The sequence below is a fragment of the Sphingomonas sp. Leaf23 genome (genome assembly GCF_001421585.1).
Taxonomy (GTDB): Bacteria; Pseudomonadota; Alphaproteobacteria; order Sphingomonadales; family Sphingomonadaceae; genus Sphingomonas.
The window spans coordinates 540,971-553,241 of record NZ_LMKR01000003.1 but is presented as its reverse complement, the minus strand read 5'-3'; the positions used below and the strand labels follow the sequence as shown (position 1 = coordinate 553,241).

The 12,271-nt window shown below is 66.9% G+C and carries 13 protein-coding genes and 1 tRNA gene; 8 read left to right on the top strand and 6 right to left on the bottom strand.

Annotated features, from left to right (window positions below; translation table 11 throughout):
* Window positions 1-8: 8 nt before the first annotated feature.
* Together ASE67_RS10910 and ASE67_RS10905 are read right to left on the bottom strand one after the other, a co-directional pair.
* A complete protein-coding gene (locus ASE67_RS10910) occupies window positions 9-272 on the bottom strand; it encodes an STAS domain-containing protein (RefSeq protein ID WP_055760692.1) in 264 nt (87 codons plus the stop codon).
* Between the two features lie 41 nt (window positions 273-313).
* Entirely contained in the window at window positions 314-1,795 is a 1,482-nt protein-coding gene (locus ASE67_RS10905) for a methyl-accepting chemotaxis protein (RefSeq protein WP_055760689.1), read from the bottom strand.
* A 291-nt stretch (window positions 1,796-2,086) separates the two neighbouring features.
* Between ASE67_RS10905 and ASE67_RS10900 the strand changes: the two genes are divergently transcribed.
* The 4 genes from ASE67_RS10900 (at window position 2,087) to ASE67_RS10885 (ending at window position 8,519) form a co-directional block, all read left to right on the top strand.
* Entirely contained in the window at window positions 2,087-5,230 is a 3,144-nt protein-coding gene (locus tag ASE67_RS10900; RefSeq protein WP_082457066.1) for a TonB-dependent receptor, read from the top strand.
* A 106-nt stretch (window positions 5,231-5,336) separates the two neighbouring features.
* Window positions 5,337-6,035, top strand: coding sequence for a SapC family protein (locus ASE67_RS10895; RefSeq protein WP_055760686.1), 699 nt, complete (start codon window positions 5,337-5,339; stop codon window positions 6,033-6,035).
* A 1-nt stretch (window position 6,036) separates the two neighbouring features.
* Window positions 6,037-7,053: a cupin-like domain-containing protein gene (locus tag ASE67_RS10890; RefSeq protein WP_055760683.1), complete on the top strand. Its 1,017-nt coding sequence runs from the start codon at window positions 6,037-6,039 to the stop codon at window positions 7,051-7,053.
* Window positions 7,050-8,519 carry a tryptophan halogenase family protein gene (locus tag ASE67_RS10885; RefSeq protein WP_055760679.1) on the top strand — a complete coding sequence of 490 codons (1,470 nt, stop codon included), beginning with the start codon at window positions 7,050-7,052 and terminating at the stop codon, window positions 8,517-8,519. Before ASE67_RS10890 ends, ASE67_RS10885 begins: the two co-directional genes overlap by 4 nt.
* 13 nt (window positions 8,520-8,532) lie before the next feature.
* On the opposite strand, the gene ASE67_RS10880 is transcribed toward ASE67_RS10885, so the two are convergent.
* The 4 genes from ASE67_RS10880 to ASE67_RS10865 form a co-directional block, all read right to left on the bottom strand.
* A complete protein-coding gene (locus tag ASE67_RS10880; RefSeq protein ID WP_055760676.1) occupies window positions 8,533-8,904 on the bottom strand; it encodes a PilZ domain-containing protein in 372 nt (123 codons plus the stop codon).
* Between the two features lie 62 nt (window positions 8,905-8,966).
* Window positions 8,967-9,051: transfer RNA gene (locus ASE67_RS10875), tRNA-Leu, on the bottom strand.
* Window positions 9,052-9,092: 41 nt separating this feature from the next.
* Entirely contained in the window at window positions 9,093-9,485 is a 393-nt protein-coding gene (locus ASE67_RS10870; RefSeq protein ID WP_055760674.1) for a DUF805 domain-containing protein, read from the bottom strand.
* Between the two features lie 65 nt (window positions 9,486-9,550).
* Entirely contained in the window at window positions 9,551-11,056 is a 1,506-nt protein-coding gene (locus ASE67_RS10865; protein ID WP_055760671.1) for a YifB family Mg chelatase-like AAA ATPase, read from the bottom strand.
* A gap of 116 nt (window positions 11,057-11,172) precedes the next feature.
* Between ASE67_RS10865 and ASE67_RS10860 the strand changes: the two genes are divergently transcribed.
* The 4 genes from ASE67_RS10860 (at window position 11,173) to yidD (ending at window position 12,260) form a co-directional block, all read left to right on the top strand.
* On the top strand, window positions 11,173-11,418 hold the full coding sequence (locus ASE67_RS10860) for a hypothetical protein (protein ID WP_055760667.1): 246 nt from the start codon (window positions 11,173-11,175) through the stop codon (window positions 11,416-11,418).
* 109 nt (window positions 11,419-11,527) lie between these two features.
* Complete coding sequence (gene rpmH / locus ASE67_RS10855; RefSeq protein WP_055760664.1) at window positions 11,528-11,662, top strand: 50S ribosomal protein L34; 135 nt, start codon at window positions 11,528-11,530, stop codon at window positions 11,660-11,662.
* A 5-nt stretch (window positions 11,663-11,667) separates the two neighbouring features.
* The gene (rnpA, locus tag ASE67_RS10850; RefSeq protein ID WP_055760661.1) at window positions 11,668-12,003 is read left to right on the top strand and encodes a ribonuclease P protein component; all 336 of its coding nucleotides are present in this window, start codon (window positions 11,668-11,670) and stop codon (window positions 12,001-12,003) included.
* A 44-nt stretch (window positions 12,004-12,047) separates the two neighbouring features.
* The gene (yidD, locus tag ASE67_RS10845; protein WP_055761616.1) at window positions 12,048-12,260 is read left to right on the top strand and encodes a membrane protein insertion efficiency factor YidD; all 213 of its coding nucleotides are present in this window, start codon (window positions 12,048-12,050) and stop codon (window positions 12,258-12,260) included.
* Window positions 12,261-12,271: the final 11 nt, after the last annotated feature.

Genomic DNA, 12,271 nt, shown 5'->3' with positions numbered 1-12,271 from the left:
GCTCCGGATCAGGCTGCGATAAGGGTGTCGAGGGCCGCCAGCGTCGCCATGTCGGCGAACACCGGGCTCGCGCCGACGATGCGGAAATCCTGGCCGGACTCCTCTGCCGCGACTTCGGCGGCGGCCAGCACCTGCAGGCACGCCTGGCCGATCCGCTCCACGCCCGACGCATCGAGCAGGATCGGGGTGCCGGTGCCGATCGCATCGCGCAGCGTCTGGCGCAGCGCGGCGGCGGCGGGGGTATCGAGTACGGCAGGAAGAGCGATGGTCATGGGCGTATCCCGGAAAAGGAGGTCGCTGGCAGGGATTGGGATCAGAATTCGGTCCAGTCGTCGTCATCCACGACCATCGCGGCCGCGGTGGCGGCACTGCCGCTGGCGGCGGCCTTGCGGCGGGGTGGCGGCGACGACGGGGCCATGTCGCGGCTGACCTGCGCGACACGGGCCTGCAGCCGGTGGACGGCGCTCTGGGTGGGTGCATGGCGCGGAGCGGAAGCAACCTTGGCCGCGGCATGGGTGCCGTGGCGCAGCGTGAAGCGGTCGACCTGCCGCGCCAGCTCCTGCGCCTCTTCGGCCAATGTGCGGGCGGCGGCGGTCGCCTGTTCGACCATCGCCGCGTTCTGCTGGGTCACGCCGTCCATCTCGTTGACGGCGGTGTTGACCTGTTGCAGCCCGGTCGCCTGCTGATCGGCCGAGGTGGCGATGGTGCCGACCAGCGCGCTGATCTCACCGATCCGCCCGATGATCCGCTGCAATGCCTTGCCGGTTTCGCTGACCAGTTCGACACCGGTCGCGACCTGTTCGGACGATGCGTTGATCTTGGCCTTCACGTCCTTGGCGGCGTCGGCCGAACGCTGCGCCAGCGCGCGCACTTCGGACGCGACGACCGCGAACCCCTTGCCCGCGTCGCCGGCACGGGCGGCTTCGACCCCGGCGTTCAGCGCCAGCAGATTGGTCTGGAATGCGATGCCGTCGATGACGGTGATGATATCGCCGATCTCGCCCGATGCCCGTTCGATGCCGTGCATCGCGTCGACCGCGCGGCGGACGACATCGCCCGACTGTTCGGCCTCGTCACGGGTTTCGCTGACGACCGCATGGGCGCGGGTGGCGCCGGCGGCGGTTTCGCGCACCGTGCCGGTGATCTGGTCCATCGCGGCGGCGGTTTCCTCCAGGCTCGCGGCCTGCTGCTCGGTACGCTGCGACAGGTCGTCGGATGCCTGGCGGATATCATTGGCACCGCTGTTGATGCCGCTGGTCGCCTCGCGCACTGCCGCCAGCACTTCCGACACCGCGTCCATCGCCGCATTGAAATCGATCCGCAGCCGTTCGTAATCGGCGGGGAACGGGTCGGCGATGCGATAGCTGACGTCGCTGGCGGCAAGGCGCGACAGCCCCTCGCCCAGCCGGCCGACCACCTGCTTCTGGCCGGTCGCCGCGTCCTTTACCGATTGGCCATTCGCCTGGAACACCTGCATCGCGCGCGCCATGCGGCCGATACAGTCGCGATGGTCGGCATGCTCGATCGTGCGCGACAAATCGCCGGCGGCAATCGCCTCCATTCCCACGACCGAATCGACATAGGGGTTGCAAACGGCGCTGCGGAACACGACCGCCAGCACGATAGTGACGCACAACGCCGCCACTGCCGCACCCAGCAGGATCGGCGCCGACGCCATTCCGCCCAGCGCCGCCGCCGTGGTGGCGACCGGCACGGCCACCAACAAGGCATAGACCGTCCCCATCACGGTAAACTTCAGACGGATCGGGGCGTCTTTGCGAAACCAACGCATCATTCATGTGCTCCAAACGAACTTTGTCACATCCCCCCGGACTGCATTGCTCGCTTGGATATCGAGGTACCGATCTCCGTATAATTTCTGGTTAATGTCGAAGATGCGTGGAACTGCGTACCGTCACGACCGATCGGCGCAGTTTCGGATACTGGATATTATCGTTCCAGATCATGATGTTATCCGATTCATCGAATTGACAGCGCCGGACAAAGTGGTAGCGATACCATTACCGGACAATCCGGCGACACGATGGGCGGAACGAACCGCACCACACATCAGGGGAGTTTTCGCATGAGAGGTCATCTTCTCGGCAATCTGGCGCGCAGCGCCTCCGCCATCACTCTGGCCGCAGCTTTGGTCGCACCCGGCATCGCCGCCGCGCAGACCGGCGACACCGCCGTCAATGCCCAGCCCGGCGCCACCGAAGGCACCGCCGGCAGCACCGTGCAGCAGACCGGCCAGGACCCGGTGCAGGACGGTGAGGAAATCGTCGTCACCGGCATCCGCGCCTCGCTGAACCGCGCGATCGATATCAAGCGCAACTCGGCCGGCGTGGTCGACGCGATCAGCGCCGAGGATATCGGCAAGTTCCCCGACACCAACCTCGCCGAGTCGCTGCAGCGCATCACCGGCGTGTCGATCAACCGGGTGAACGGCGAAGGGTCGCAGGTGTCGGTGCGCGGCTTCTCGGGCGGGTTCAACCTCGTCACGCTGAACGGTCGCCAGCTCCCCGCCTCGAACGTCGACACCAGCGGCGCGGGCGATTTCGCACGCGGCACCGGGCGTTCGTTCGACTTCCAGAATCTCGCATCGGAAGGCGTATCGGCGCTGGAGGTCTACAAGACCGGCCGCGCCTCCATCCCGTCGGGCGGCATCGGCGCGGCGATCAACGTCGTTACCCGCAAGCCGCTGGACTCGCGGGAGGATGGCGTCACCGGCTCGTTCGGCGTGAAGGCGCTGCACGATGTCAGCACGATGGAGGGCGAAGGCGCCCGCGTGCTTCCCGAAGTGTCGGGTCTGCTCAGCTGGCGCAACGACGCGCGCACCTTCGGCCTGTCGGTCTTCGGCAGCTTCCAGCGCCGCGACAGCACCTCGGCCCAGAGCGCGCCGAACTATTTCACGGTGGTCCCAACCGCCGACGTGCTCAACCCCGCCGGTCCTTACGTCAACGGCCAGACCCAGATCGAGAACCGGCCCACCACGCCATTCACACTGGTCCCCAATGACAGCCGCTACCAGTTTTCCGAAAACAAGCGGGAACGCATCAACGGCCAGGCCGTGCTGCAGTTCGCCCCGACCGAACGGCTGACCTTCACCGCCGACGCGCTGTTCGCGCAGAACCGGCTGGAGGAACAGCGAAGCGAGCAGACCAACTGGTTCAACCGCCCGTTCGGCCGGATCGAGTTCAACGGCAACGACGTGATCGCCACGCCCGATTTCATCTCGGAAACGATCAACGGCGTGAAGGACCAAGGCTTCGAGCAGCAGTTCCGCGCCACCAAGACCCAGCTTCAGTCCTATGGCCTGAACGGCAAGTGGCAGATGACCGATCGTCTGACGCTGAACGTTGATGGCTATCATGCCGTGTCGAAGTCGACGCCCGATGCCCCCAACGGAACGTCGGTGACATTGATGTCGCTTGGCGCGCCGGTCATCAGCAGCCAGGCGATCGATTATAGCAGCGGCTTCCCCCGCGTGACGCAGACGATCAACGATTCGATCAACGGCAATGGCAACGGCGTCCTCGACCTCGGCGACGTCGGCACGCAGATTTCGCGCACCAACACCGCCACCCAACGCCAGCGGATCAACGGCGGTCGTGCAGATTTCGGCTGGGACCTGGGCGGCGGCAGCCGGTTCGATTTCGGCGGCACCTACACCGACTCGCAAATGACCAGCCAGCGGGTGCAGACGCAGCAGCAGCTGGGCGACTGGGGCATCACCGATCCGGGCATCGTCCAGCGGCTGGCGTCGAACGTGGTCAAGACCTTCTGCCTCGACTGCAAGTTCGACAAGTTCAGCACCGCCGATGTGAAGCGCACTGCCTTCCGCGGCAACGCCGTCGTCCTGAACGACATCTTCTCGAACTTCTACGCCGCCAACCCGATTTCGACCACCGCCAACGACAATGATACGGTCGGCGAGAAGGTCTGGGGCGTCTATGGGCAGATCACCTGGAAGGGTGAGATCGCCGGCCGCCCCGCGAACCTGCTGTTCGGCACCCGCTATGAAGAAACGAAGGTCCGCTCTGTCGCGATCCAGGCGATCCCGTCGGCGCTGAAGTGGGATGCGGATAACGACTTCTCGGCGGTCGTCGCAGCCTCCGGCTCGCCGGTCGTCCAGCGCGGCAACTATACCAACCTGCTGCCGGCGGTCGATTTTAACATCGAGGTGTTCGACAACTTCATCGCCCGCGCGTCGGCAAGCCGCACGCTTGCCCGGCCCGACTTCGGCGACCTGTTCGCGTCGACAACGGCCGGCCCGCCGACGCGTCCGGTTGCACTGGGCGGCCGTCCGACCGGCCAGTCGGGCAATGCCAGCCTGCTTCCGCTCGTGTCGGACAATTTCGACCTGTCGGTCGAATGGTATTTCAAGCCGTCGAGCTATGTGTCGGTCGGGTTCTTCGACAAACGGGTGCGCAACTTCATCGGCAAGGGCGTGTTCAACCGCAGCCTGTTCGACCTGCGCGATCCGTCGTCGGGCGCGGCGGGCACCCGTTCGGGAACCGCATTGGCGCGGCTACAGGCGCTGGGTGCCGACCTGAGCGACGTGAACCTGTTCACCTACACCGCACTTCTTCAGCAGAACGGCGGCAACACTGCCCAGGCCGATGCCACGTTCCAGGCAAATCGCGTCAATGGCGGCGCGCTGAATCAGGATTATGTGAACAGCGTCCTGCAGGCGATCGACATCTACGCTAACGGCCAAGACCCGCTGTATAACTTTGCCGTGGAACAGCCGATCAACAACCGCGAGGGCCATATCTATGGCTTCGAACTCGCAGGTCAGTACTTCTTCGGCAACACCGGCGTCGGTGTCCAGGCCTCGTACACGAAAGTCTATGGCGACGTGAACGCCGACATCGCGGCCGATCCGAACGTCAATGTGTTCGCGCTGACCGGGCTGGGCGACAGCGCCAACGGATCGATCATTTATGACAAGAACGGCCTGTCCGCCCGCGTGACCTATAACTGGCGCGACAAGTTCCTGGCCGCGACCAATCAGGGCGACAGCCGAAACCCGTTGTTCGTCGCGCCGTTCGGCACGCTGGACTTCAACATCAGCTACGACCTGAACGACCGCATGGCGCTGTCGATCGAAGGGGTGAACCTGACCAGCGAGCCGCTGGTGCAATATGGTCGCGACCGTAACGCGTTGGTGTTCGCCCAGGAACTGAAGCCGCGCTTCCTGCTGGGGGCACGCTATCGCTTCTGATGCGGTCAAGTGACGGGAAAGGGGCGCCCTTCGCGCAAGGGCGCCCCTTTTCATCGCGCGCGATTGCCCTACCCTCACGCCAGCCCAAGGAAAGGTCCGCGTGTCGATGCCCCCCGTGTCCCTCAATAACGTCGATCATCACGACCTGACCGTGCGGGTTGCGCACGGCGCCGACCATGGCGATGCGGTCAACCAGGTGCTGCTGTTCCCCAATGAATTCGAAGCGGCACAGCGCGACTATCCGATCCTGTTCCGCCGCGACGACCGGGGCAGCCTCTATGCCGTCGCGCTGCTCGGCCTTGATGCCGACGACAATCTGTTTCTCGGCGACGGCGGCGATTGGCAGGCAAGCTATGTCCCCGCCGTCCGCCAGCGCGGCCCCTTCGGCCGCGATCGGGACAGCGGCGGTGTCACCATCGACCTGACCGACGCGCGTGTCTCACGCGGCGATGATGGCAATCCGCTCTACCTGCCACACGGCGGCACCGCGCCCTATCTGGCGCATGTCGAGGGGGTGCTGGACGTGATCCACGAGGGGCAGCAGATCAATGCCCCCCTGTTCGCCGCGTGGCAGGCCGCCGACCTGCTGCGCCCGACCAATATCGAACTCGACCTGGGTGATGGGCAGAACTGTGCCATCACCGACATCCTCGTCGTCGCCGACGATGCCCTCGACGCGTTGACCGCCGATCAGCTGGCGGCGCTGCATGTCAGCGGAGCCCTGCGCGCGGCGTTCATGGCCAGCGCGTCGCTCGACAACATCCCCCGGTTGATCGACCGGCGGCAACAGCGGCACGGCGGCTGACATGCCGCGTCCGGTTCGCAGCATCGATGGCGCGGATGCGATCGACCTGCCGTCGCTGCTCGCCGCGAACGAACCGGTCGTGCTGCGCGGGTTCGCCGCCCATTGGCCGTTGGTCGCCGCGGGCCGGGAGGGTGCGCAGCGGGCCATCGCCTATCTCAAGCAATTCGACGGCGGGCGCCCGATCGTCGGCTATACCGGCGAGCCGGCGATCGGCGGGCGCTTCTTCTACCGCGACGACTGGACGGGACTGAATTTCGATGCGGCGCGGGTCGGATTGTCGGCCTATCTCGACCGGATCGCCGCGCATCTCGATGATCCGGATGCGCCGGCATTCTACATCGGATCGACCGATCTCGACACGTACCTGCCGGGCCTGCGCCGCGACAACGACCTGTCGCTGCCGCCGCCAACCCCCGGTCGAGCCGCGCCGCTGGCCAGCATCTGGATCGGCAACCGCACCATCGCCGCGACGCATTACGACCTGTCGAACAACCTTGCGGTCTGCCTCGTCGGGCAGCGCCGCTTCACGCTGTTCCCGCCCGATCAGGTCGCGAACCTCTATCCCGGCCCGCTGGAGCCGACGCCCGGCGGACAGGTGGTCAGCATGGTCGACCTGCGCGCGCCCGATCTCGATCGCTATCCCCGCTTCGCCGACGCGCTGGGACAGGCGCAGGTTGCCGACCTGACACAGGGCGACGTCCTCTTCTACCCGGCGCTGTGGTGGCATAATGTCGAGGCGCTGGACCGCTTCAACGTCATGATAAACTATTGGTGGAACGACGCCCCCGCCTTTGCCGACAGCCCGATGACGACCCTGCTCCACGCGATGCTGTCGCTGCGCGAACGGCCGGCGGCGGAGCGCGCGGCGTGGGCGGCGATGTTCGACCATTATATCTGGCGCGGTGGCGGCGATGCGCGCGCCCATCTGCCGCCTGAGGTGCAGGGCGACCTCGCCCCCCTCGACCCCGCCGCCGCCCGGCGGCTGCGCGCGAAACTGTTGCAGAGATTGAACCGATGATGCGGATCGTGATCGCCGGCGGTGGCACCGCCGGCTGGCTGGCGGCGGCGTTGCTGACGCGGCAGCTGGCGGGACTGGTCGAGGTGACATTGGTCGAATCGGAAGCGATCGGCACGGTCGGCGTGGGCGAGGCGACGATCCCGACCATCCGCAGCTTTCACGCGCTGCTTGGCCTCGACGAGCGCGACTTCATGGCGGCGACCGGGGCCAGCTTCAAACTGGGCATCGCCTTCGAACATTGGGCGCGCGCCGGCGACCGCTATCTTCACTCCTTCGGCGAAGTGGGCCGATCGACCTGGATGGGCGATTTCCAGCATTTCTGGCTGGAGGCACAGCGACAGGGTACGGCCGCCGATATCGGTGCCTATTGCCTCGAACATGAAGCGGCCGAGGCCGGTCGCTTCCTCGGTGGCCCCGACACGCCGCTCAACTATGCCTATCATTTCGACGCCGGCCGCTACGCCGCCTATCTGCGTGGGCGCAGCGAGGCGCAGGGCCTGACACGGATCGAGGGAAAGATCGCGCAGGTCGAGCGCGACGGCGACAGCGGCGACATCGCTGCGCTGGTGCTGGACGATGGGCAGCGGGTGGCGGGCGACCTGTTCCTCGACTGCACCGGCTTCCACGCGCTGCTGATCGAACAGGCGCTGGGCGTGGGGTTCGAGGATTGGGGCCATTGGCTGCCGACCGACCGCGCGCTGGCGGTGCAGACCCGCGCCACCGGCCCGGCGCTGCCCTATACCCGCGCCATCGCGCACGACGCGGGCTGGCGCTGGCAGATCCCGTTGCAGCACCGCATCGGCAACGGCCTCGTCTACAGCTCGCGCCATCTGGGCGACGATGCCGCGCGCGACCGGCTGATGGCGTCGGTCGAGGGACAGCCGCTCACCGAACCGCGCCTCATCCGCTTTCGCACCGGACGACGGCTGGCGATGTGGGAGCGCAACTGCATCGCGCTAAGTTTGTCGAGCGGGTTCGTCGAACCGCTCGAATCGACCAGCCTGCATCTGGTGATGATCGCGCTGACCCGGCTGGTGCAGCTGCTCCCCTTCGGCCATCCCGGCGCCGCGGCGCGCACCCGGTTCAACGACCAGTCGCGGCGGGAGATCGAGGCGGTGCGCGACTTCGTGCTGCTCCACTATCACCTGAACCAGCGGCCCGAGCCGTTCTGGCGCGAACGGCGCGAGATCGCCCCGCCCGACAGCCTCGCCGAGCGCATCGCGCTGTTTGCGGAAGGCGCGCACACCTATCAATCCGCCGACGACCTGTTCCGCACCGGATCATGGACGCAGGTGATGATGGGCCAGCGCCTGACGCCCGCCGCCTGGCATCCGCTGGCGCGCGCGATGCCGCCGGGGGAACTGAGTGCCGCGCTCGACGGGCTGCGCACCAACATCGCCGCGACCGTCGCCCGCCTGCCGACGCATCAGCAGTTTATCGACCAATATTGTCGCAGCGGCGATTGAACCGCCAACCTGGTCAGCCGTCGCCCCGCCGATAGGGATTGTGCATCTGCGACAGCCATCCCGTCACATGCTGCGGCACCGCCGCGACCGTGCCGCGTGGACGCCGCGCCGCCGCGACGTCGATATGTCCGTGTTCGAACACCAGTCCCGCCCGGCCGTCATGCGCCCAGCGGACCCATCCCTCAAGGTGGTGGAGCGTGCCCATCGTCACCAGCACTCGCGCGCCGGGGGACAGGTCGACCAAATTGTCGATACAGACGCCTGCTTCGGACAGGTTGCGCACCCGGCATTCGGCCACGCCATCACTCGATTCGACACGCGCGGTCAGGAACACGCTGTCCCGGCGCGGACGCGAGGGGAACGGATCGTCGGGCGAATCGCTCATGCGCGTCACGCTATCAGATCGATCATTAAGACCCGGTTAACTTGTCGGGAGCGATCGGAAATTGGTGCCCCTGGCCGGGCTCGAACCAGCACTCCTTGCGGAATCCGATTTTGAGTCGGACGCGTCTACCAATTTCACCACAGGGGCACGCAGGGCGCGTTAGCCGAAGCGACGCGCCCCCGCAACCGTCACGAAAACACGCGGTCGATATCGGCGCTGCCATAGGGGTCCTTGGGATCGGGCCCGAACCGGTTCGGCCCGCGCGTCCCCTCCGAAACATACAGCACGAACAGCCATATCCAGCCTATGATCGGCAGGAGGATGAGCAGCATCCACCATGCCGAGCGGTCGGTGTCGTGGAGCCGGCGGAACGCGACGGTAAAACTGGGCACCAGCAGCGCCAGGCTGGTCAGGGCATTCAGCGGACCGCTTCCCTCCCAACCGAACCCCAGCACATTGTCGAAGATCGTCGTCGCGGCACCGACCAGGAAGCTGAACAGTACGAACATCCAATATTCCTGGCGACGCGAACGGCCGCGCACCTCGAAATACCGTCGCAGCGGCAGGATCATCCATTCCATGTCGGCACATTCCCCTCGTTACTGTTGCGCAATGTTTCGCAAGCCAGGGCGGGCAAGGCAACCGGTCAATTGACTGGTGCCCGCCGGCGATAGCTGAGCGCCTCCGCCACCTGCGCCCGTCCGATCGTCTCGGTACCGCCCAGATCGGCGATGGTCCGGCTGACCCGCAGCACCCGGTGAAAGGCCCGCGCCGACAGCCGCATCGCTTCCGCCGCCTGTGCCAGCAGCGCGCGGGCCGGTTCATCGAGCGCGGCGGCGCGTTCCAGCACCGCGCCGTCCGCCTCGGCATTGGTCCGGATACCATCGGCGGCATAGCGTTCCCGCTGCACCTGACGCGCCGCCGCGACCCGCGCGGCGACCTCCGCCGACCCTTCGGCGGGCGGCGGCAGTACCAGATCGGCGGCGCTGACCGCTGCCATTTCGATCGACAGGTCGATCCGGTCGAGCAGCGGCCCCGACACCTTCGCCTGATAATCGGCGGCACAGCGCGGCGCGCGGGCGCAGGCCAGCGCCGGATCGCCCAGATGCCCGCAGCGGCACGGGTTCATCGCCGCGATCAGCTGCACCCGCGCCGGAAAGGTCACATGCGCATTGGCCCGCGCAACGCTGACCTCGCCCGTTTCCAGCGGTTGCCGCAGCGAATCGAGCACCGCGCGCTGAAACTCGGGCAGTTCATCAAGGAACAGCACGCCCAGATGCGCCATGCTGATCTCGCCCGGCTTTACCTTCAGGCCACCGCCGGTCAGCGCCGCCATCGACGCCGAATGATGCGGTGAACGGAACGGCCGCACGCGCGTCATCCGCCCGCCGGTCAGCGTGCCGGCGACCGACTGCACCATCGACACCTCCAGCGCCTCGGCCGGGTCGAGCGGCGGCAGGATGCCCGGCAGGCAGGACGCGAGCAGCGACTTGCCCGCCCCCGGCGGCCCGACCATCAGCAGATTGTGATTCCCCGCCGCCGCGATCTCCAACGCACGCTTGGCGGTTTCCTGCCCCTTCACCTGGCGCAGATCGGTGCCGCTCCATCCCTCCTCCGCGCCGCCGGGCTGCGGAATCGACAGGAGTTGTTCGCCCTTCAGGTGGTTGAGCAGTGACAACAGATCGGGCGCGGCGACGACCTGCGTTCCGGCCCAGGCGGCCTCCGCCCCCTGGCTCCCCGGACAGATCAGCGCGCGCCCCTCGCCACTGGCCAGCATCGCCGCCAGCAGCACGCCCGGCGACCCGGCGATCCGCCCGTCGAGGCTAAGTTCACCGACGATCAGATAGTCCGACAGCGCCTCGGCATCGACCACCCCCATCGCCGCCAGCAGGCCCAGCGCGATCGGCAGGTCGTAATGCGACCCTTCCTTGGGCAGATCGGCGGGCGACAGATTGACGGTGATCCGCTTGGGCGGCAGCGACAGGCCGATGGCGGCGATCGCGGCGCGTACCCGTTCGCGGCTCTCGCCCACCGCCTTGTCAGCAAGGCCGACGACGACGAACGCCGGCAGGCCGCTGGCCAGTTGCACCTGCACCTCGACCCGCCGCGCCTCCAGCCCCAGATACGCCGCCGTCGATACGATCGCGACCATGCCGCCTTTGCCCCCACTTGCCCCTGTGGGTCGTCCATAGCCGCTTTCCGCGTGGAGGGAACGATCCGTCGCGACCGTCTTGTCAGCGCAACACACGGCTGGCATGGACGTCGTCGATGCAAATTGCGCTGGTGACCCTCGGTGTGTTGCTGGTCCTGGTGACACCGCTGGTTGCGGTGCTGCCGGGTCCCGTCGGCATCTTCACCTTCGCCGCCGGTACTGCGTTGATCCTGCGCAATTCGCGCTGGGCACGCCACCGCTTTGCCCGGCGGCTGCGGCGGCATCCCCGCCTGCGCGCGCTGTCCGACCGGGCACTGCGCCGGGCCAGTGCCAAACGGCGGCGAATGCGCGCCGGGGTGTGACGGTCGGCGTTGACTTGGATGGGCGCCATGGCTAAGGGACCACCCACGCGGCCGCCGTCACTGGCGGCTTTTTACGTTCTGGCAGTTTTGAATACCCGGGGAATGAGTAATGAAGCGGACTTTTCAGCCGAGCAACCTGGTACGGGCCCGTCGTCACGGCTTCCGCTCGCGCATGGCGACGCCGGGCGGCCGCAATGTGATCCGCGCGCGTCGTGCCCGCGGCCGCAAGAAGCTGTCGGCCTAACCAAAATGCTTCGCCGCCGGGATTATCTGGCGGCGAATGGCGGACGCCGGGCACCGATGCCCGGCTTCGTCCTGCTGGTGCGCAACCGCAAGCCGGACGAACTGGCCGATACGCCGCCCCATGCGATGCGAATCGGCATTACCGTATCGAAAAAGGTCGGAAACGCCGTCGTCCGCAACCGGATGAAACGGCGTTTTCGCGCGCTTGCTGCAGAGCTGCTGCCCGAACAGGGCGTTGCCGGTGCCGATCACGTGCTGATCGGCCGGGCAAGTGGCATCGAACGCCCGTTCGACGACCTGAAAGCCGACCTTTCCAAGGCGTTGCGCAAGGTTCGCCGGTGACCGACATCGGCGGCCCTATCCGTTCGGGTACTGGCCGTCCGGGTATCGCCGCCCGTGCGCTGATGCTGGTCGCCCGCGCGTGGCAATTGGGTCCCTCGCTGATCCTGCCGCCGTCGTGTCGCTATCAACCCTCCTGTTCGGCCTATGCAATCACCGCCCTTGCCCGCTATGGCGCGATCAAGGGGGCGTGGCTGGCCGCCAAACGGATCGCGCGCTGTCACCCCTTGGGTGGGCACGGCCACGATCCGGTGCCCTGAGTCTGCGCAGT